Annotated in this window: 16 protein-coding genes, 1 tRNA gene and 1 pseudogene; 9 read left to right on the forward strand and 9 right to left on the reverse strand. The window is 64.1% G+C overall.

Translation table 11 applies throughout. From position 1 onward, the window contains the following. Positions 1 to 50: 50 nt before the first annotated feature. Positions 51 to 1796: a methyl-accepting chemotaxis protein gene (locus ACNJX8_RS01230; RefSeq protein ID WP_249758984.1), complete on the reverse strand. Its 1746-nt coding sequence runs from the start codon at positions 1794 to 1796 to the stop codon at positions 51 to 53. 305 nt (positions 1797 to 2101) lie between these two features. Between ACNJX8_RS01230 and ACNJX8_RS01235 the strand changes: the two genes are divergently transcribed. Further along, positions 2102 to 2692, forward strand: a complete 591-nt coding sequence (locus ACNJX8_RS01235; RefSeq protein ID WP_439359306.1) for a thermonuclease family protein — start codon at positions 2102 to 2104, stop codon at positions 2690 to 2692. 177 nt (positions 2693 to 2869) lie between these two features. Here ACNJX8_RS01235 and ACNJX8_RS01240 read toward each other — a convergent pair whose 3' ends face one another. Continuing rightward, a complete protein-coding gene (locus ACNJX8_RS01240; protein ID WP_128930552.1) occupies positions 2870 to 3385 on the reverse strand; it encodes a L,D-transpeptidase in 516 nt (171 codons plus the stop codon). A 432-nt stretch (positions 3386 to 3817) separates the two neighbouring features. Continuing rightward, the gene (gene acs / locus ACNJX8_RS01245; protein WP_439359307.1) at positions 3818 to 5764 is read right to left on the reverse strand and encodes an acetate--CoA ligase; all 1947 of its coding nucleotides are present in this window, start codon (positions 5762 to 5764) and stop codon (positions 3818 to 3820) included. A gap of 402 nt (positions 5765 to 6166) precedes the next feature. Between acs and ACNJX8_RS01250 the strand changes: the two genes are divergently transcribed. Continuing rightward, positions 6167 to 7336: a DNA topoisomerase IB gene (locus ACNJX8_RS01250; protein ID WP_439359308.1), complete on the forward strand. Its 1170-nt coding sequence runs from the start codon at positions 6167 to 6169 to the stop codon at positions 7334 to 7336. A gap of 114 nt (positions 7337 to 7450) precedes the next feature. Here the strand turns inward: ACNJX8_RS01250 and ACNJX8_RS01255 are convergent, their stop codons facing one another. Further along, positions 7451 to 7906 carry an SRPBCC family protein gene (locus ACNJX8_RS01255; protein ID WP_128942137.1) on the reverse strand — a complete coding sequence of 152 codons (456 nt, stop codon included), beginning with the start codon at positions 7904 to 7906 and terminating at the stop codon, positions 7451 to 7453. 101 nt (positions 7907 to 8007) lie between these two features. On the opposite strand from ACNJX8_RS01255, the gene ACNJX8_RS01260 reads away from it, so the two are divergent. Next, positions 8008 to 9102, forward strand: coding sequence for an adenylate/guanylate cyclase domain-containing protein (locus ACNJX8_RS01260; protein WP_439362050.1), 1095 nt, complete (start codon positions 8008 to 8010; stop codon positions 9100 to 9102). Positions 9103 to 9174: 72 nt separating this feature from the next. Here the strand turns inward: ACNJX8_RS01260 and ACNJX8_RS01265 are convergent, their stop codons facing one another. Genes ACNJX8_RS01265 through tsaD form a run of 3 tightly spaced genes read right to left on the reverse strand, consistent with a single transcriptional unit; the run spans position 9175 to position 11647 of the window. Next, the gene (locus ACNJX8_RS01265) at positions 9175 to 9588 is read right to left on the reverse strand and encodes an EVE domain-containing protein (RefSeq protein ID WP_091882779.1); all 414 of its coding nucleotides are present in this window, start codon (positions 9586 to 9588) and stop codon (positions 9175 to 9177) included. Between the two features lie 2 nt (positions 9589 to 9590). Continuing rightward, positions 9591 to 10571, reverse strand: a complete 981-nt coding sequence (locus ACNJX8_RS01270) for an NAD(P)H-dependent glycerol-3-phosphate dehydrogenase (RefSeq protein ID WP_439359309.1) — start codon at positions 10569 to 10571, stop codon at positions 9591 to 9593. A gap of 2 nt (positions 10572 to 10573) precedes the next feature. Further along, entirely contained in the window at positions 10574 to 11647 is a 1074-nt protein-coding gene (tsaD, locus tag ACNJX8_RS01275) for a tRNA (adenosine(37)-N6)-threonylcarbamoyltransferase complex transferase subunit TsaD (RefSeq protein WP_439359310.1), read from the reverse strand. Positions 11648 to 11798: 151 nt separating this feature from the next. Between tsaD and ACNJX8_RS01280 the strand changes: the two genes are divergently transcribed. From ACNJX8_RS01280 to ACNJX8_RS01300, 5 genes are all read left to right on the forward strand, one after another. After that, positions 11799 to 12545 carry a uroporphyrinogen-III synthase gene (locus tag ACNJX8_RS01280; protein ID WP_439359311.1) on the forward strand — a complete coding sequence of 249 codons (747 nt, stop codon included), beginning with the start codon at positions 11799 to 11801 and terminating at the stop codon, positions 12543 to 12545. A 72-nt stretch (positions 12546 to 12617) separates the two neighbouring features. Next, a complete protein-coding gene (locus tag ACNJX8_RS01285) occupies positions 12618 to 13859 on the forward strand; it encodes a COG4223 family protein (protein ID WP_439359312.1) in 1242 nt (413 codons plus the stop codon). A gap of 35 nt (positions 13860 to 13894) precedes the next feature. Continuing rightward, a complete protein-coding gene (locus ACNJX8_RS01290) occupies positions 13895 to 15679 on the forward strand; it encodes a heme biosynthesis protein HemY (RefSeq protein WP_439359313.1) in 1785 nt (594 codons plus the stop codon). A 100-nt stretch (positions 15680 to 15779) separates the two neighbouring features. Continuing rightward, positions 15780 to 15855: transfer RNA gene (locus ACNJX8_RS01295), tRNA-Thr, on the forward strand. Between the two features lie 204 nt (positions 15856 to 16059). Beyond that, positions 16060 to 17100 (forward strand): hypothetical protein, encoded by a 1041-nt coding sequence (locus ACNJX8_RS01300; RefSeq protein ID WP_439359314.1) that lies wholly within the window; start codon positions 16060 to 16062, stop codon positions 17098 to 17100. 673 nt (positions 17101 to 17773) lie between these two features. On the opposite strand, the gene ACNJX8_RS01305 is transcribed toward ACNJX8_RS01300, so the two are convergent. Then, the gene (locus tag ACNJX8_RS01305) at positions 17774 to 18640 is read right to left on the reverse strand and encodes a hypothetical protein (protein ID WP_439359315.1); all 867 of its coding nucleotides are present in this window, start codon (positions 18638 to 18640) and stop codon (positions 17774 to 17776) included. Between the two features lie 189 nt (positions 18641 to 18829). Here ACNJX8_RS01305 and ACNJX8_RS01310 point away from each other — a divergent pair. Next, positions 18830 to 19224, forward strand: a pseudogene (locus tag ACNJX8_RS01310) (hypothetical protein). Positions 19225 to 19291: 67 nt separating this feature from the next. Here the strand turns inward: ACNJX8_RS01310 and ACNJX8_RS01315 are convergent. Further along, on the reverse strand, positions 19292 to 20341 hold the full coding sequence (locus ACNJX8_RS01315; RefSeq protein WP_439359316.1) for a polysaccharide deacetylase family protein: 1050 nt from the start codon (positions 20339 to 20341) through the stop codon (positions 19292 to 19294). Positions 20342 to 20439 lie beyond the last annotated feature (98 nt).

Genomic DNA, 20439 nt, shown 5'->3' on the forward strand with positions numbered 1-20439 from the left:
ATGAATGTCCGGCGAGCAAAGAAACTGTGCTCGCCGCTTTCGTTGCCGATCTAGGCGGCGCGCACAGTATTGAGGAATTTCTCGACCTCTGCCTTCAACAGACCGCTTTCGGTGGACAGCGAGCGCGCCGATGCGAGCACCTGTCCGGATGCCGCGCCGGTGGCGCTCGCACCGTGACTGACCTGCGCGATCTTGTCGGCGACCTCGACCGTGCCCTTGGCGGCTTCGCTGACGTTGCGTGCGATCTCCGACGTCGCGGCTCCCTGCTCCTCGATGGTGGCCGCGATGGTCGTCGAGATGTCCGAGATCCTGGCGATGGTCGCGCCGATCTCTTTGATCGCGCCGACGGAATCTTCCGTCGCTGCCTGCATGCCGGCGATCTGCGTGCCGATTTCCTCGGTCGCTCGCGCGGTCTGGGCGGCGAGCGCCTTGACCTCGCTCGCTACCACGGCAAATCCGCGGCCGGATTCACCGGCGCGGGCCGCTTCGATCGTGGCGTTCAGCGCCAGGAGGTTGGTCTGTTCGGCAATCGCAGTGATCAGCTTGACGACGTCGCCGATCCGGCCCGCGGCCTTGAGCAGTTCATTGATGCGGATGTCGGTGCGCTCGGCCTGCTTCACCGCTTCGCCGGCGATACGGCTGGAATCGTGGACCTGACGGCTGATCTCGACCACCGACGTGCTCATTTCTTCGGCGGCCGACGCCACGGCGCCGACATTGGTGGATGCCTCCTCGGAGGCCGCTGCCACCATTCCGGAGAGCTGCTGGGTCTCTTCCGCGGTGCCCGACAACGTGCCGGCGGCGGATTCGAGCTGCTGGGAAGCGGCGGACACCGAATTGATGATGCCGCCGACCGCTGCTTCGAATGCGCCGGCGAGCCGGATCATCTCTTCCTTGCGCTGCGCGGCCGCAGCGGCTTCCTGCTGCTTCTGCTCGGCTTCCATCTGCTCGATGCGGATCAGGTTGTCCTTGAAGGTCTGCGCCGCGCGCGCGTTGTCGCCCACTTCGTCGCCGCGCGCCGTATAGGGGATCTCGACGGCCTTGTTGCCGCCGGCGAGTTGCAGGAGCACATCGCCGATGCGCCGGATCGGGCGGGCGATGCTCGACACCGAAAAGACCGCGGAGCCGATCAGCATCAGCATCACGAACACGCCGACGATGATCGCGAAGTTGGCGACGCGCTCCAGTTCGACCAGCAATTCGCCTTTGCGTCGCGCGGCGAATTCGTTGGCGACGCCCACCAGATCGTCGACGCGTTTGCCGACCTCCTTGGCTGCCGGGCGCATCTGTTCTGCGAGAATGCCCGCCTTTGCTGTCTCCGCTATGGACTTGGCGCCGCCGGCGGGAGCATTGATGACGGCCTTCTGCGCCGCCGCCAGCTCGACGGCACTGGCAAGATAAGTATCCACGAACTTCCTCGCCTCGCGATAGGCATCCTGCGTGACCTTCCGCGTCGCCCGCTCCCTTGCGGCGTCGATTTCCGTACCGGCCTCGGTTGCATGGTTGCGGAGAGTTTCGAGGAGCTTGTCGACCTCACCGACCGACGGCGCGGAACCGAGCTCGAGGGCGGCGAGCTGCGCGCGCGCCATCGCCGTCTGTGCCGCCTGCGCATTGCCTTTGTTGAGGTAATTGATGATGACCAGCCGGTTGGACTCCGCGATCGACTGGTTGCCGAGCATCTGGTTGGTCAGGATACCGCCGACCAGAAGAACGTTGATGCCCGTGACGATGCCGAGCTTTGTTCCAATGCGAAGCTTGAATAATCCCACCGCTCTCTCCTCAATTCCGTCCCGCATCAGGTATGCGCAACCAAAGATTGAGATTTGGGTAATATTCACCGATGGCCGTAGAAGTACGGCCGATGCGCCGCAGGCGCCCGCCCGGCAGAACCATGAAGTGGCGGTATCTCGGGATGCAGACCGCGCTATGATCGTGCGAGGACCACCGGCCCGGAAACAGGTCCGGGCCGGGACTCAATGCGACCACGCAGGCGCTAAACGGATTGTGAAGATCGCTCTCCGTGCAACTACAGGCAGTAACCCCTAGAAAGCGTTTGGAACGCGGCTTGCCGGTTCTGCCGACTCAGCTCTAGCGTCAGACAATGCATTCCCGCGATCGTCTCAATCCGTATCGGTCATCGTTCAGCGGCTCTCCGTTCCACCGCCGATTCTCCGGGCTGTTGCCCTGGATGTTCGTGGTCGGCGTCGTGACGGCTGTCGTGCTTGCCTTCCGACACGGCACGAACTGGCCGGTCCCGCATGGGGCCGAGGGCCAGTCGCAGGCGACCGACATCGTCCTCCAGCAGGCCGGAGATGCCGGCGCTCGCCAACCGGTCGAGGTTCTCCGCACTGTCGATGGCGACACTTTTCTTGCGCGCGTGCATCAGCGCAATGGCGGTCATCTCGTCGTGCGGGTTCGCCTGCGCGGCATCGATGCACCTGAACTGAAGGCATCCTGCCAGGATGAGCTGAACAAGGCTGAAGCCGCCACCGACGCGCTGCGCAATCTGCTCGGCCAGGGGGATGTGACGATCTCCAATCTCGGGCCCGACAAATACGGACGCATTCTTGCTGATGTCGCGACCCGGCGCACCGCCAACGTCTCGGCCACGCTGCTCGCGGGCGGTTACGTGCGCAGTTACAATGGCGGCCATCGCGACGGCTGGTGTGCGCGCAGCTGGCGTTTCTGGTAATAAAAAAGCCGCGTCGCTAAAGCATGATCCGGACCCGAAGGGCCGCGTTCGCGCAAAGTGTGTAGCGGTTTTCCGAAAAGATCATGCTCAAACAAGAGCCTAAAGCACGATGACGATTCATCCTGATCTCGTCGCGCTTTAGACGCGGCTTTCGCAATCCTCTCCCGATCTCTTCGATCAGCGCGTCACGACCACCGTCGTGCCCACGGAGACGCGGCCGTAGAGATCGGTGATGTCGTCGTTGAGCATGCGGATGCAGCCATAGGAGACGAAGCCGCCGATCGAGCCCGGCACGTTGGTGCCGTGGATCGCATATTCGCCGCCGGCCAAGGTCATCGCCGCAACGCCCATCGGGTTGCGCGGCGAGCCGCCCGGAATGACGTCGGGAATGTTCGGCTTGTCGCGCTTCACCTCGGCAGGCGGTGCCCAGGCTGGATTGAGATACTTGCCGTCGATCTTCGTCGTGCCGGCCCATTGCTTGCCGGCCTTGCCGACGCCAACCGGATAGCGCACGGCGTGGCCGTTATCGAGGATGAGATAGAGCCGGCGCTCGCTGGTTTTGACCACGATGGTGCCCGGCGAATAGTCGGCGAGGTGCGTCCCGACCATTTCCGGCCGCGCCTCGGCCGCGGTCGACATCAAAACCCCAGCCCCGATGGTGGCGGCCAGCGCCACCGCAATCCTCATCGACATCGATGCTTCCCCCTTGCCCCAAACGGATCGTCCAGAAATTTACGCAGAACCCGGCAATCGCGGCTTGCCCAGATATTCTTAACCGCGCTCGTTAACCGGATGGTTTCCACGCGCGGCCGCCAAGGGCCAGCCGGCACGGGAACAAAGGAAATGTTCGAAATAAAGTAAATGACCTGAAAACAACACTCGGCGGGAAAGCCGCGCAGGTCCTGGGGCGCACCCTGACGAATGCGTGAGGATGTGAACGGCTGTTATTTCAGGAGGCGTTAGCGAACCCGAGCGCAGCTAGGTCTCGTGTCCCGGACAAGGCCCGGTGCGCAGCGCCGCGACGCTGAGCCGGGACCCAGTTCTAGTGCGGATAGGATGGGCCCCGGCTCTGCAGCGCACCGCTGAAGAGCACGCTGCGCTGCGTCCGGGGCACGGAGCCGCTTCCTACGCCGACTTCCGGTTCTGCCGGTTCTTGACGAGGTCGTCGACCACGGCCGGATCGGCCAGCGTCGAGGTGTCGCCCAGGCTGCCCGGCTCGTCCTCGGCGATCTTGCGCAGGATGCGGCGCATGATTTTGCCGGAGCGGGTTTTGGGCAGGCTAGGGGCGAACTGGATCTGGTCCGGCGAGGCGATCGGGCCGATCTCCTTGCGTACCCAGGTGACAAGCTCCTTGCGCAGATCCTCGGTCGGCTGGACGCCGGCCATCAGGGTGACATAGGCGTAGATGCCCTGGCCCTTGATGTCGTGCGGGAAGCCGACCACGGCAGCCTCCGACACCTTCTCGTGGGCGACCAGCGCGCTCTCGACTTCAGCGGTGCCCATGCGATGGCCGGAAACGTTGATGACGTCGTCGACGCGGCCGGTGATCCAGTAATAGCCGTCGGCGTCGCGCCGGCAGCCATCGCCGGTGAAGTATTTGCCCTTGTAGGTCGAGAAGTAAGTCTGCTCGAACCGGGCGTGGTCGCCATAGACCGTGCGCATCATGCCCGGCCATGACCGCGTGAGACAGAGGTTGCCCGTCGTCTCGCCTTCGAGCGTCTTGCCGTCGGCATCGACGATCTCCGGCACCACGCCGAAGAACGGCAGCGTCGCCGACCCCGGCTTGAGCTTGATCGCGCCCGGCAGCGGCGTGATCAGGATGCCGCCAGTCTCGGTCTGCCACCAGGTGTCGACGATCGGGCAGCGCTCGTCGCCGACGACGCGGTGATACCACTCCCAGGCTTCCGGATTGATCGGCTCGCCGACAGAGCCGAGCAGGCGCAGCGAGGCGCGCGAGGTTTTCTTCACCGGTTCGTCGCCGCCCTGCATCAGCGCGCGGATCGCGGTCGGCGCGGTGTAGAAGGTGTTGACCTTGTGCTTGTCGATGACGTTCCAGAATCTGGAATTATCGGGATAATTCGGCACGCCTTCGAACATCAGCGTGGTCGCGCCGTTACAGAGCGGTCCGTAGAGAATGTAGCTGTGGCCGGTGACCCAGCCGACGTCGGCGGTGCACCAGTAGACGTCGCCGTCGTGATAGTCGAAGACGTATTGATGCGTCATCGCGGCATAGACGAGATAGCCGGCGGAGGTGTGCAGCACGCCCTTGGGCTGGCCGGTCGAGCCCGAGGTGTAGAGGATGAATAGCGGATCCTCGGCGTGCATGTGCTCGGCCGGGCACTCCGTCGTCACCATCTTGGCGGCGTCGTGGTACCAGAGGTCGCGCGTCGGGTTCATGTCGACCTTGCCGCCGGTGCGCTTGACCACGACGACCCAGTCGACGCCGTCGGTCTTGGCGAGCGCCGCGTCGACATTGGCCTTCAGCGGCACCTTCTTGCCGCCGCGCAGGCCTTCGTCCGCAGTGATGATCACCTTGGATTGGCAGTCGTTGATGCGCTGGGCGAGGCTGTCGGGGGAGAAGCCGGCGAACACCACGGAATGGATCGCGCCGATCCGCGCGCAGGCCAGCATCGCGTAGGCGGCCTCAGGGATCATCGGCAGGTAGATGGTGACGCGGTCGCCCTTCTTGACGTTGCGGGTGCGCAGGATGTTGGCCATCCGGCAGACCTCGTCGTGCAGTTCCTTGTAGGTGATGTGCCGCGACTGTGAGGGATCGTCGCCTTCCCAGATGATCGCGGTCTGATTGGCGCGCTTGGCCAAATGCCGGTCGATGCAATTGTGGGCGACGTTGAGGACGCCGTCCTCGAACCATTTGATCGAGATGTTGCCGGGCGCGAACGAGACGTTCTCGATTTTCGTCGGCGTCTTCATCCAGTCGATGCGCTTGGCTTGCTCCGCCCAGAAACCGTTCGGGTCCGAGATCGAGCGCGCGTACATGTCCTTGTACTTGGCCTGGTCGACCCAGGCGCGCTTTGCCCACTCTGCCGGTACGTCGTAGATCTTCTCGGACATGCTTTCCCTCCACATACGGCAGGCCGAACGCTGGCGCCTGGCGAGCCGACTTGATCATTGAATGATTATGCGTCGGGCTAACCGGACCCGACAAGGAGCACAAGCTGGACCTTCGGCGGGCCGCCGGCCATGCGGAGGATCAAGCCCACTTGGGCGACTGTCGCAGATCTGAAACAGGCCGGGGACCGGCTTTCGGGCCTTTCTCCCACTCTCCGGAACAGGCCCGCGCAGGGCGCCACGCAACCGACGGAGGTATTTGGGAACCTTTCCTCACTGATTCGGGACTCGCATTACGGTTCGGAACACCCTAAATGGCCAACCCGGGATCCCAACGAGGGCTCCTGGAACAAAAATCAGAACAATCGCATTGATCGATAACAGGCAAGGCTAAGGCGTAAGACTATGATGGATCAGCAGAATCTCGGGGCGATGCAGCCCGCTTCCGCCGATCCTGCGGCCATTGCCCTCGCCAAAGCCCTCGGACAATGGCCGAAACCGGCCGGTTTCAGGCGTCTCAGCCCCAAAAAGACCTTCGACACGACACCGGCGGCGACGGTCGAGGCGCTCGCCAAGGGGCTGGGCCTGCGGCTCGGCGACCAGAACGAGCTGACCATCCGGCGCATCAAGCGCGGCAAGGGCTATTCCTTCGTCCGCCCGAACGGTGCGCATATTCGCGACGCCCGCACCATCCGCCGGCTGCACGCCATGGCGGTGCCGCCGGCCTATCGCGAGGTGCGCTACTCCGCCGATCCGAGCTCGCATCTCCAGGCCGTGGGACGCGATGCCGCGGGCCGGCTGCAATATCGCTATCACGCCGACTGGGAGAAGGTCCGCGAGCACCGCAAGGCGCATCGTCTGGAGAAGCTTGTCGGCGCGCTGCCAAAGATCCGGCGCAAGGTCTCGGCGTTCCTGTCGGGCGACGAGCCGACGCGTGAATTCGCGCTCTCGGCCGTCATCGAGCTGATCGCCCGCACCGCGATCCGCCCCGGCAACGAATCCTATGCCCGTCTCAACGGCACCCGCGGCGCCACCACGCTGCTCAAGTCCAACGTCACGCTGGAAGATGATTGCTTCGTGCTGACCTTCAAGGCGAAGGGCGGCAAGGCGGTGCGGAAGGAATGCGACGCGGCCAAGCTGGTGCGCGCCATCGGCATTTTGCGGGGCGTCCCGGGTAAGCGCATGTTCCAGTATCGCGACGCCTACGGCATCGTGCGCGCGGTCAATACCACGCAGGTGAATGCGTTTCTGCGCGAGATCGCCGGCATCAAGATCTCGCTGAAGGATTTTCGCACGCTGATGGCGTCTGCCGTCGTCGTGGAATCGCTGTCGCGGATCACGCCGGCGAACAGCCAGCGCGGCCGCAAGAAGCAGGTGCTGGACGCGATCCGCGCCGCCGCCGACCAGCTCTCCAACACGCCGGCGATTTGCCGCAAGAGCTACGTCCACGACACCATCGTCACCGCCTTCGAGGACGGCATCCTCGAACGCTTCGCCGCGACCATGAAGGGTCAGCGCTCGCAGGCGAGGCGCGAGCAGCTTCTGGCCCAGGTGGTGGCGACCGCGGCGGTTTAGTGTCGCGCTTCCGGTAGGATGGGCAAACAAAGCGGAGCGTGCCCACCATTTCTGCTGCGGTGTTGGGATAGATGGTGGGTACGGCGCAAGTGCGCCTTTGCCCACCTACAGTCCCTACGACTTCTCGGACACGCCCTTGTCCGGACCGGGATCGCCGCCCGCGGCTGCCGTGGTGAGCCGTACCAGATAATGCGCCCAGCCCTTTGCATGCGCGGCCGCCTGCTCTTCCGTCGGCAGCCCGCTATGGGTCATCCGCATCAAAGTGCCGCCGTTGTGCTCAATCAGGTCGATCTCGATCAGGCTCGAACCGGGCGGCACCTCCTGTCCGCCCTCCCAGCCGAACGTGTAGGCGAGACGATGCACCGGCACGACCTCGCGGAAGGCGCCTCGGGCGACGCCGCCGCGCGGGCCGACGCCCTTCAGCAGATAGAGCCCGCCGGGATGCGGCTCCGTGGTCGCGTCGGAACCCATCCAGCTCAAAATCTTCTCAGGGTCGGTCAGATAGGCGAAAACAGTCGCGCGCGGGGCGGCGATCTGGGTCTCGCGTCGCACTATGAACGGTTCGGTCATCGGCGATCATCCCTGGGCTGACACTCGGACATGGCGGCGCCAGCGCGGTCCGTCAAGGATTGCCCGTGACAAAGACGGCGTGCCTTCGTCATGATCGCGCCATGCAGCTCTCTCCGACGCTCGCCTGGCTTGTCGACGCCGCCTCAGATAGTCCTGGGGCGGACCGCCTGCTTGCGGAACTCGGCGCCCATCTGGTTGCTGATGGCGTGCCGCTTGCGGCGGGCGCCCTGACGCTGGAGGTGCCGCACCCGCTGATCGCGAAGCGGACCTGGTTGTGGCGCGCCGATAGCCGTCGGGTGATCGAAGCGCTCGGCTTTGCGCCGGGCGGGCTGGCACCGGACCCGCCCAACGATGCCGGCCGCCGCTGGCTGCGCGACATTGCGGGCGGTGAGGTGCATGAAGATATCGTCGGACGGCGCGATGGGCCGCAGCTCGGTTGGATCGGGCCGCGCCTGTTCACCGCAGATGAAATCGAGCAGCTGCGCCAAGTCGCACGTTTTGCCGCGACGCCGCTCGCCGTGCTCGCCGCGCGTGCCACGCTGCGGGCGACGCTGGACGCCTATCTCGGCAAGCGCAGTGCGGAGCGGGTGCTGGCGGCGCCGCTGCGACGCGATCTCGGCGAGACCATTCAAGCCGCATTGCTCTATGCCGACTTGCGCAACTTCACCAGCTTGTCGGAGACCAATCCGCCGGCCGATGTCATCGCGGCGCTCGATGCATGGTTCGACCGCATCGCCGGCGCCGTTCACGCCTTCGGCGGCGAGGTGCTGAAATTCATCGGCGACGGCGTGCTCGCGATCTTTCCCGTGATCGAGGCGTCGCCCCGCCGCGCCTGCGATGCCGCTCTGCGCGCGGCAGGCGCGGCCGAAGCCGGGATGGTGTATCTCAACGCGGAGCGCCGCGGCCAGGGCTTGCCGCCGCTCGCGTTCGGTGCCGCCCTCCATCTCGGCGAGATGCTCTGGGGCAATATCGGCGCCGCCAACCGGCTCGATTTCACGGCGATCGGTCCCGCCGTCAATCTCGCCAGTCGGCTCGAAGGGCTATGCAAGCCGTTGGGGCGGACCGTGCTCGTGTCGGGCGCGCTCGCCGCAGAGACGGATACGCCCCTCATCGCGCTCGGATCGCATTCGCTGCGCGGCATTGCCGCGCCATGCGAGGTTTTTGCGCTGCCGGAGACGCAAGCTCGGACATCGTAGCCGCATCAGCGCAGCGATACGCGGATCGATCGGTCCCGGATGTCGCTTTCGCTCACCCGCGCTACGCACCAACTAGATCCCACCCATCTTGCAGACGAGCTTCCACTCCTCCGCCGTCACCGGCTGCACCGACAGGCGCGAATATTTCACCAGCGCCATGTCTGCGAGCTTCTTCTCGGCTTTGATCGCGGCCATCGTCACCGGCGTCTTCAAGGGCTTGTCGGCCTTGATGTCGACGCAGACGAATTTCTCCGTCTTGTCGGTCGGGTCCGGATAGGCCTCCTTGATGATCTCCGCGATGCCGACGATCTCCTTGCCCTCGTTGGAATGATAGAAGAACGCCTTGTCGCCCTTCTTCATCGCAACGAGGTTCTGGCGTGCGGTGAAGTTGCGCACGCCGGTCCAGGCCTCGCCCTTGGCGCCCTTCGCCACCTGCTGGTCCCAAGACCACACCGAAGGTTCGGATTTCACCAGCCAGTACGCCATGTTCATTCCTCTGCCTTGAAGGGGCGCGTCAACAGCCCCGAGATCGCGGCGTCAATCGTGCTCCGGCCGCTCAGGATCGAAGCGACCGCTTCTGATACCGGCATCTCGATGTTTTGCGAAGCCGCAAGCTCGATCAGCACCGGCGCGGTGGACTCGCCCTCGGCAAGCTTGCCCGCGGGCGGGTTCTCGCCGCGGCCCAGCGCGAGGCCCAGCGCGAAATTACGTGATTGCGGGCTCGAACAGGTCAGAATGAGATCGCCGAGCCCGGACAGGCCCGTGAGCGTCTCGCTGCGCGCACCAAGCGCGCGACCGAGGCGTGTCAGCTCGGCAAAGCCGCGGGTCGTCAGCGCGGCCTGGGCCGAGGCACCGAGCTTGCGCCCGACCGCGATGCCGACCGCAATCGCCAGCACGTTCTTGGCCGCGCCGCCGATCTCGACACCTCTGATATCAGTGGAATGATAGGGACGGAATGTCGCCGAGCCGAGCGCCTGCACCAGGCCGCTGGCCAGCGCTTCTTCCTTCGCGGCCAGCGTTACCGCGGTCGGCAGGCGGCGCGCGACATCGTCGGCAAAGCTCGGGCCGGACAGGATCGCCGGCTGCGCGCCCGGTGCGGCTTCGGCGATCACCTCAGTCATGAATTTGTGGGTGCCGTGCTCGATGCCCTTGGCGCAGGCGACGACGGGGATCGGCTTTGCAATGCGCGAGGCCAGCAGGTTGACCGCGCCGCGCAAGTGCTGCGCAGGCGTTGCGATCAGCAGCATATCGGCACGCGCGGCGACCGCCAGATCGCTCGTCACAACGATCTCAGGAGCGATCCGCACGCCGGGCAGCCGCGGATTGTCGCGCGTCGCGGCAATCCGCGTCGCATGTTCGGCATTGCGCGCCCACAGCGTCACGTTCCGTCCTGCCCGCGCCGCCACGGTTGCCAGCGCCGTGCCCCAGGCGCCTGCCCCGATCACGGTGACGGAGTCGAACGCGGTCATTACTAGAATCCCGCCCGCGTGTTGCCGTAACCCGCCGGTGCCGTCGCGTTGGCGTCGAGCAGCCAGCGTGCGCGGGGCTGCGCTTCCATCGTGTCGGTCAAGCCGAGCGCGAGGCGTTCGGCGCCGGCCCAGGCGATCATCGCGCCGTTGTCGGTGCAGAGCGCGGGCGGCGGCATGATCAGCTGGGTCCCAGCTTGCTGCGCGACATCGAGCAGGGCGCCGCGGATCGCCTGATTGGCGGCAACGCCGCCGGCGGCCACGAGTGCGCGCGGCGCGCCGAACTGCTCGCGGAAAAGTCTTAGGCCGACGCTCAGCCGGTCCGCCGTCGAATCCAGCACGGCGGCTTGAAAGCTCGCGCAGAGGTCGCTGATGTCCTGCGGCGTGAGCTCGGCGATGCGGCTCGCTTCGTTGCGGACCGCCGTCTTCAAGCCCGACAGCGAGAAATTGGCATCGGGGCGCCCCTGCATCGGGCGCGGGAAGGCGAAGCGCATCGCATCGCCGCTGGCCGCAGCGCGTTCGACCTGCGGACCGCCGGGATAGGGCAGGCCCAGCATCTTCGCGACCTTGTCGAAGGCCTCGCCAATGGCGTCGTCGACCGTGGTGCCGAGCCGCACATACTGGCCGACGCCAGTGACGGCGACGATCTGGGTATGTCCGCCCGAGGCGAGGAACAGGCAATAGGGGAATTCGATCCCGTCGGTGAGACGCGGCGTCAGCGCATGCGCCTCCAGATGGTTCACCGCGATCAGCGGAGTGTCGTGCACCATCGCGATCGCCTTGGCGGTGGTGAGCCCGACGATGACGCCGCCGATCAGCCCCGGCCCCGCCGCCGCGGCGACACCGCCCAGCTGGGCGAAGCCGACGCCGGCCTCACTCATGGCGCGGTCGATGATGCCGTCGAGCAGATCGACATGGGCGCGGGCGGCGATCTCCGGCACCACGCCACCGAAGCGGGCGTGCTCCTCGACCTGCGACCGCACGATGTTGGACAGGATCTTGCCGCTGCCGTCAGGCGCACGCTCGATCACGGCCGCGGCGGTTTCGTCGCAGGTGGTTTCGATGCCCAATACCAGCATTGGCGAATTGTTATCCAATTTGCGCCCTTGCGCTCATCCGTAAAGCAGAGTTCTGGTACGTCCGGTAGCATTCCGGGGCTGGCTTGCGCAATCGTCACGCGCGGCCGTCCTCGCAAATGCGCCACCGTCACGTGGTTCGGGAACACCAGCGATGTCCATTCTTGTCACACGACCGCATCCCGACAATGAGGCGACGGCGGAGAGTTTGCGCGCGCGGGGGCATGTGGTGCTGCTTGCGCCGGTGCTCAAGTTCGAGCCGGTCGCCTTTCATGACGAGAGCGAGACGAACTATAACGGCGTCATCGTTACATCGGCCAATGCAATCCGTGGCGTCACAGCGCAATTGCGGGACCTTGGTTTGTTGGAGCTGCCGCTGTTTGCGGTCGGCGAGCACACGGCTACTGCGGCACGCGACGCCGGCTTTGCCGACGTGATCGTCGCCGGTGGCGATGCGGCGGCCTTGCGCGACAAGGTGGTGCAGAGTGCACGCGACAAGGTGCTGAAGAAAAAGAGCACGCTGCTTTACCTCGCGGGTGCGGATCTGTCGCGTGATCTCGGCAGCGAGCTCGGCGCCGAAGGATTCAATGTGGTCACGCAGACCACCTATCGCATGGCTCCGGTCAAGTTGCTGCCGCGCGAGGTTTGCGACGGCTTTGCCGCCCATGGGATTGAGGCGGTGCTGCACTATTCCCGGCGCAGCGCGCGGGCGTTTCTGGATGCGGCGCGGGACGAAGGTGTCGAAATCTCGGCGCTGGCGATACCGCAATGCTGCCTGTCCGAGACGGTTGCCGGCGTGCTGCGCGAAGCCGGCGCGTCGCAGGTTCTGGTGGCGGCGACGCCGGACGAAAATGCCCTATTCGACACCTTGGAGCGTGCTTTGCGCACCCGTTTGGCGTAAGAGGTCGGGCCGAATCCGACGCAATCGGATCCGAAGGATCTGTGCAAGGTATGGATGTGAGGAACCGTCACGATGGTCGATGACAAGCCTGAAGACGCAGGATTGGCCCCCGACAGCGGTCGTGCCAAGCGCACCCCGCCGACCATCGACCTCGAGGCGACCGAAGTCTCGACCCAGCCGCAGCAGGCGGCGGGCGAGCCCGAGGCTCAGCCGGCGCCGGAGCGCGCCGAGACCGAGTCGTCACAATCCGAGCAGGTCAAGTCCGAGCCGGCGGATGCTGAGCCGGAGCGCGATGAGGCGCCGGCCACCGTTGCATCTGCGCCCGTCCCTCCGCCGATTTCACCCTGGGTCGTTGCTCCGCTCTCCGGCGCTGTCGCAGCGGCAGTCGTGATCGCGGTCGGTTGGATGCTGGGCTGGCCGGCCGTGCAGGCGCCGCCTGCCGCACCGCAAGTCACGAGCGCGACGGTCGATGCGCTCAGCGGGCGGGTCAGCGCGGTCGAAGCCAAGGCTGGCAAGCCCGTCTCCGATCCGGCGACGGCGGCGCGGATCGACGCGCTGGAGAAGTCCGTGGGCAGCCTGCGCAGCGACATAGCCAATTTGCGCGCGCAGTCCGACAAGGCGGCGAATGCACTGAACGACGTGAAGTCGGCTCCAAGCGCTGCCGCGCCCGATCTTAGCGCTCTCAACGACCGCATCGCGCAGCTCGAACGCGCCGGCAGGACCGAGCGGGCCGAGCTCGCGCAGCAGGGCGAGAAGATCGCCGACGCCAAGACGATGGACGACAAGCCGCTGCGCCATGTGGTGGCGGCGGCCCTGCTCGACGTCGCCGTTCGTCATGGCGATCCCTATCAACAGCAACTGGCCGCGGCGCGGTCACTGGCGGCCAAGCCCGATATGCTGAAGCCGCTCGACATCTTTGCTTCCTCCGGCATCCCGACGCCGGTCGCGCTGAGCCGCGAGCTTCTCAACATCGTGCCGAAATTGTCGCCGCCGGCGGAAACCCCGGCCGGCGGCAGCGGTATCGTCGAGCGCCTCCAGGCGGGCGCGTCGAAGCTCGTCCGCATCGAACGCACCGACGGCGTCGGCAATGATCGCGGTGCGATCGTGACGCGTGTCACCGCGGCGGCGCTACGCAACGATTTTGCGGAGGCACGTCGCGAGCTGAAGTCGCTGCCGGAGGCCGATCGCACCGCGGCGCAAGCCTGGCTCGACAAGGCCGATGCCCGCGACGCCGCCCTCGCCGCGTCCCGCAAATTCGCCGACGATGCCATGGCGGATCTCGCCAAATCTGATCCGGTCAAGCCTGCTCAATAAGGTTCGCGCAACAATCAGCGCGTATAGAGATCACCATGCTTCGCATCGTCCTCTTTCTCATTCTGATCGCACTGGCGGCGGCCGGCGGAGCCTGGGTTGCCGATCAGCCCGGCGATTTGGTCCTGACCTGGGGCGGTCTCCGTGCCACGACGACGTTTCCCGGGTTCGTGCTCGGGCTCGGCATCTTCGCAGCCGCAATCGTGCTGGTCTGGAGCATCCTGACCATGATCTGGCGCACGCCGGGGCGTTTGCGCCGCCGTCGTCATGAGAAGCGCCACGCCCGCGGCCGCCACGCCATCACCCACGGCCTGCTCGCGATCGGCCATGGCGACACCGCGCTCGCCCGTCGGCATGCAGAAGCGGCGCGGCGGCATGCGCCGAACGATCCGCTTGCGCTGCTCTTGCACGCGCAGTCGGCGCAGCTCGAAGGCAATCGCGACGAAGCGCGGCGCGTCTTCCGCGCCATGGCCGAACGTGAGGACACGCGGCTGCTCGGCCTGCGCGGCCTGTTCATCGAGGCGCAGCGCGCCGACGATGCCGTCGGCGCCGTGATGATCGCGGAGGAAGCCATCAAGCTGTCGCCGTCCTCGACCTGGGCCTCGCAGGCGGTACTCGGCTTCCGCTGCGCGCGCGGCGACTGGAGCGGCGCGCTCGCGATCCTCGATTCGAATCTGTCAGCTGGCCTGATCGACAAGCAGATCTATCGCCGGCAGCGCGGCGTCCTGCTTACCGCGCGCGCGCTGGAATTGGAAACCATGGACCGCGACGTCGCGCGCGAGAGCGTGATGGAGGCGATCAAGCTCGCACCGACCCTGGTGCCGGCCGCGGTGCTCGCCGCGAAATTCGAGAGCGAGGCGCATCAGGTGCGCCGCGCCATGAAGCTGGTCGAGGCCGCCTGGCTCGCCAATCCGCATCCCGATCTCGCGGACGCCTATGCCCATGTGAAGCTCGGCGATTCCGCGCGGCAGCGCTTGCAGCGGGTCGAGACGCTCGCGGCCAAGACGCCTGCCGACAAGGCAGGTCAGATCGAGGGCCAGCTCGCGATCGCGCGCGCCGCGATCGACGCCTCCGAGTTCGCCCGCGCGCGCGAGGCGCTCGCGCCTTACGTCAACGATCCGACCCAGCGCGTCGCGCTGCTGATGGCCGAGATCGAACGCACCGAGCATGGCGACGGCGGCCGTGCCCGCGCCTGGACCTTGCGCGCGGTGCGGGCCCGCCACGATCCGGCCTGGACTGCGGACGGCTATGTCAGCGACCGCTGGCGTCCGGTCTCCCCGGTCACCGGCCGTCTCGATGCGTTCCAGTGGCAGACGCCGGTCGCGAGCCTGCCTTCGGATAAAGGCGCCACGATCGAATCTTCGGCCTTCGAGGAGGCCATGCTGGCGGCCCCACCGCCGAAGCGGGTGACGGCGGCTGCCAGCGAAGCTCCGGTGGAACCGCCGGTGGCGGCCCCAGTGCCGGCGCCGGCCGCCCAGGACAATTCGCCGCCTCCGGCCAAGGAACCTGCCAAGGAACCTGCCAAGGAAGCTGTCAGGGAAGCTGCCAAGGAAGAGCTGACGGTCACGCCCGCCGAGCCGGCTGATCCGGCGCCCGCGCCCGTCGAATCATCGCCGCCCGCGGCAACGCCGGTGTTCCGGAGCCGGGCCGACCTCAGCAAACCAGGACCGGCCCCCATCCCTGCCGTGATCCCGATCGTCCGCGCGCCTGACGATCCCGGGATCGACGACGAGGGCCCGAGCGATGAATTTACGGAACAAATCGGCACGCCCAAGGCCCAGGCCGGCGGTTGGCGCGGATTCTGGTCCCGCTGGGGCGCGTGAGGCGCATTTCGCACCCCGCTTGTCCTTGCCAATTCGGGCCATGCCCGATATCAGGGGCGCGCGTATCGGGGCCGGCATCGTCCTGGCTCCGGCAGGGTTCGCCGCAATAGCTCAGTCGGTAGAGCACGTCATTCGTAATGACGGGGTCGGGGGTTCGAATCCCTCTTGCGGCACCAGCGCCTGTTTCATCAGAATCCATGAACGCGTGTGCCGATCGCCGCTGGCTCGCATGAACGCGCGGCGCAAGGCTGCGTGACGTGGTGACTCGCGGACTTGCTGTGCTCTCTCGCTAAAGTTGTTACATCTTATCGATGGACGTAGGATGACTGTGGTACGTGGGCAACGGTCGTGCCTGCACGCCTGTGGGGAAAGGGAGGCGGATGGCTCTGGATTTAGGTGACGCGTCGCCGGGCGCTGTGTTGGCGGAAGTTGAGCGCCTACTGGCGCTCAAGTCTAGCTTCGGGGAAGAATTTGCAAAAATCGGCCTGGGTGATTGGGCTGCGGTTCATGTCTACGTGCCGAAGACGGAAGTTCAATCTGCTATCACGCCTCCTTTTATGGAGGCGTTCTTAGTTCTGCAAAGACAGCTCTATCAGTTCGCCGCCCTCACCAAGTCTGGTGTCGCGGATATCGGGCAACTGAGCGAAGGCGATCGTACAGACCTTCTGTTGAGCGTTATCGTAACAGGAGGGAGCTCCGACTACTTAGCGAAGCTGCAAAAGCCACTTACAGGGATACTAAATCGCATGGTGGGGAAAATGACTGGCAAGCAGGCGGCAATCGTTATTGTCTGCCTTAGCGCGCTGATTGCCACCGGATGGTCCTTCAAGGCCTGGCTCGACCAGACACGAGACATCAAGCTAGAAGAATTGAAGAGCAAAGATCACCTTGCAGCTCTCGAAGCCCTACAATTCGCAAACAAGGAGGAGAACGAGGCATTTCGTCGAATTATCGGCGTCCTGGAAAAACAGGGCGAAGCGGGGCAACGCGCGCTAGAAGTGGTTAATCAGACGAACGAGGCCCTGCTAAAGGCTGCGACCTCAAATCCAAGAACCAACATCAAGGATGTCGAAGTAACCAACACGGAAGCGGAAATTCTTCGGACCCCCAGTAGGAAGAAGGCTCAACAGAAAATCATTCAGCAAGAGGTGAAGGTCGTCGATATCAATACGACTGATCCCGCGGACCTTCAAATCGTCCTTATGGATCCGATCACCAACGGCCAGCATCGAATTCGCTTCAAGGACGATCTTTTCGCCGGCGAAAGTCGCCATAGACTGTTTGAGGCGTTAGAGAAGCGATCAGTCATTTGGGTCGAGCTTGCTATCAAACAAGTCGAGGACGAGGTGCGATCGGTTCAACTGCTCCGCACGATTGATCGGCCTGCCAACCTGACTGCCGACGCGGACACTGACGATTAGGCCCTTAAGGCAGCGATACTAGGTCCTACGGACGCCCGCTATCCTCCCTCCCTCTTCTTCGTCGCGCCAATCGTAGCACCCTGAGCCGTGTAGGAAGCCGCGTAGGGTAAGATAAGAGAGGCGGACCAATTCGTGGTCCCCTTCATTCATCGGGGATTTCACTCCGTGAAATAGATTGCATCTAATCTGGTAGATTGCAGAGACGAGGTCTGCCCAGCGAGGTTCGTGACCGGCGACCCAATTGTCGGGCCTTCGTTTGATTTTTGTATTGTTTATGGCTCGCTGCATAAACTCCTCGCGATCTCTGCACCGAAAGATGAAGTCGACACCAAGATGCTTTCGAGCGTGAGCCGAGCTAAAGATTGGCCACCAATCAGCGAACGCTGACACGCTTGTCCTGAAATCGTAATCTGATGCTTTCACATCTAAAAAGGCCCCTGATAGCCGACGATCATTTGCGAGAGCACCTATCATTTCAAAGTCGCGCTCTAGTCCAGTAACACAAGCCATCCAGCCGTTGAACGACATCCAGAGCGACATGAAGGCGCTGAAATAATCGTGGCGAGCGCGGTCCGCTTGGTGCAACAAGTCTTCGGTGATACGGCGAGCTTCGGGATTCAAGTTTGCAAATCGATCGAACGAAATCATTTCAGACACTCGACACAAGATTCCGTTACATTCGGTTCTGGTAAGCTGCTCGCAGCAGCTCCAGAAGCAAATCGCGGTGTTTCGTTATATCGTCGGATACGAGGGCCAGTCGATACGACTGGTATGTCTCATCGTAATCAAGAGCCTCTATACCAGCTTGCTCGATCCTCCCATCAACATCATCTGTTCGCGGCAGTCGGAGTTCTACTGTGATGTGCTTCTTTTTGGGGCGAAAGATCACGAAGTTGAATGGCTGACCAGATCTCGTCACGCCGATGTATAACTTGTTATACTTCAACTCCAACGATGAATCGATCTCTCGGCTAATGGCCAGGAGTTCGTGCGCGAGTTGAACCGTTCCCTTTGTGCCTTTCTTTTCCCAGTATTCACGGTCGGCCGGAGTCGCTGCTGCATCCTCGTCTTCGTCTATTGGACCTCGCGATAGTTCGTCCATCACTTTCGTAAAGACAAGTGTGATGTGTTCTCCGACCTTGAGTGCCTGCATTTGTAGAGCGATCAGCGGGATGAATCCATTGAAGAGCGAAACGACATTAAGAAAACGGCTCGTGATATCTTCGGCGACTAGGACGGCGCAATGCTTGTATTGAGGATAGCGCTTACGCTCAATGTCCCAATATTCGATTGTCCGGATTATGTGGGTCTCATCTGTCGGACCAAGTTGAACCTCAACTTCGTAGCGTAGCTTCCCCTCAGGGTGCTGAAGAAGCAGATCGAGCCGACCAGCGCGAGGCTGTATCCGCTCTTTATCCCGAAGCACCAAGTCCCCGAGCCCCAGTATCTTCGGATCGGTAGCTATCAGCTCTTGCACCCATTTTTCGTTTAGCTCGGGATGCAGCTTAAGTGAGATACGCTCCGCCCTGGTGAAGTTCATGTCCCTCGCGTCCTATTCATTCGACAGGTCGAGAGTATCACCACCAGTGGTATAAAAACATTTGCCGCTCCACCGTCGAGTCCACGAATTGCGAGCGGATTCGAGGGGCGGCGCTCATGTGATCGTCGTCACATAACCTCCCGCTGGCCTCTCCTAGTGTCGCCTCACGCACACACGGGGAGATTTCACATGCGCAAGATCATTCTGGTTGCCGCCATGCTCCTGGCCTCCGCGTCTGCCCAGGCAGGCGGGCCCCGCAGTCTGTCGCTGGCCGCGGCAGGCGAGCAGACCTCCGCGCCGCAAACCACGACGTCGGCGACCGCCACCGCGCGACGCAGCTGAGCGAAGTCGCGCCAGCCACGGAGGCTCCGAAATATTCCGATCGTCCGCCGGCAGTGTCGCTTTCTGCGCCGGTTGCGGCGACCGCTCCGGCCGTGACGACGCCCACGACGACCTCCGTGCCGGTCACGACGACCAAGCCTGCCACCAAGACCACGGCAACAGCGGACAAGCCGAAGCACAAGCGCAGCTGGACCGAGCGCCGCATCATCAGCGAGCTGCACCGCCACGGTATCTACTGGTAAGCCGCTTGCCCAAAGCAAATGGCCGGGCGAAGGCCCGGCCATGCGCATATTGAAGCGGTGATCACGGTTATTGCGAAACCGTCTGCACCACGCTTCCGATCGGACGTGCGCTCGAAGTCGGCACCTTCAGGTCTTTCAGCAACGCCTCGTCATATTCCGGCAGCGTCTGGAAGGTCGTCTTGGCCTTCATCTGCACCACCTTGTAACCGCCGGCCTTGAGCCGCGCGAGCAGGGCCGGCAGGGCTTCGCCGGTGTGCTTCTGGAAGTCGTGCATCAGGATGATGCCCTTGCCGAGCTTGTCCAGCCTGGTCATCACGGTCTCGACGATCTTCTCCGGCGTGGCGCCCTTCCTGAAGTCGAAGGAGTCGATGTCGGTCGAGAACATCGCGACGTTGCGGGTGCCGAAATAGGTCACCATCGCCGGATTGTGCTGAAGCTGCGGGAAGCGGAAGAACGGCGCCGGGTTGGTGCCGAGCGCGAATCTCACTGCGCTGAAGCCCTTCTCGACCTCGTCCTTGACCTGTTGCTCGGTCATCTTCTTGCTGTTCAGGTTGACATGCGACCAGGTGTGCGTGCCGACCGTGTGGCCCTGGGCCAGCACCTGGCGCAGGATCTCCGGATGATAGGTCGCGTGCTTGCCGACCGAGAAGAACAGGCCCTTGGTGCATTCATCCGCAAGCGCCTTCAGCACGGCGGGCGTGTTGATCGGCCACGGACCGTCGTCGAAGGTCAGCACGACCTCCTTTTCAGTGAGGAAGTCGAACTGCTTGAAGTGCTCGAAGCCGAAGCCGGGACCGCCTGTGGTGTCGATCTCGACCACCCGGGCAACGCCCAGCGCGTTCGGATTGGCGCAGGCCTGTTTCTGCTGCACCGGCATGGCGGGAGCGGGCGCAGGTGCCGGAGCACCTGCCGCTGGCTTGGCCGCGATCGCCGCGGTGGTCTCGACGTCATCCTTGGCAGCGAGCTTCGCCGGTGCCGGCAATGGATCGGCGGCACGGGCGGCAACTGTCTTGGGGGCGCCCTGATCGGCGCGCGCGGAATAATAAAACCAACCGCCGGCGGCAATCACGACCGCCGCAACTACACTGGCCAGCATCAGGCCCAACGCATTACGCATCGCTATTCTTTCCAATTACGCAACCAAACCGGCGGAATTTCCCGCGCGACGAGCCATTAATGCGAAGGAACAGTTAACGTGACACCAACGCGACAGCG

This window comes from Bradyrhizobium sp. SPXBL-04 (assembly GCF_051853035.1).
GTDB lineage: Bacteria > Pseudomonadota > Alphaproteobacteria > Rhizobiales > Xanthobacteraceae > Bradyrhizobium > Bradyrhizobium zhanjiangense.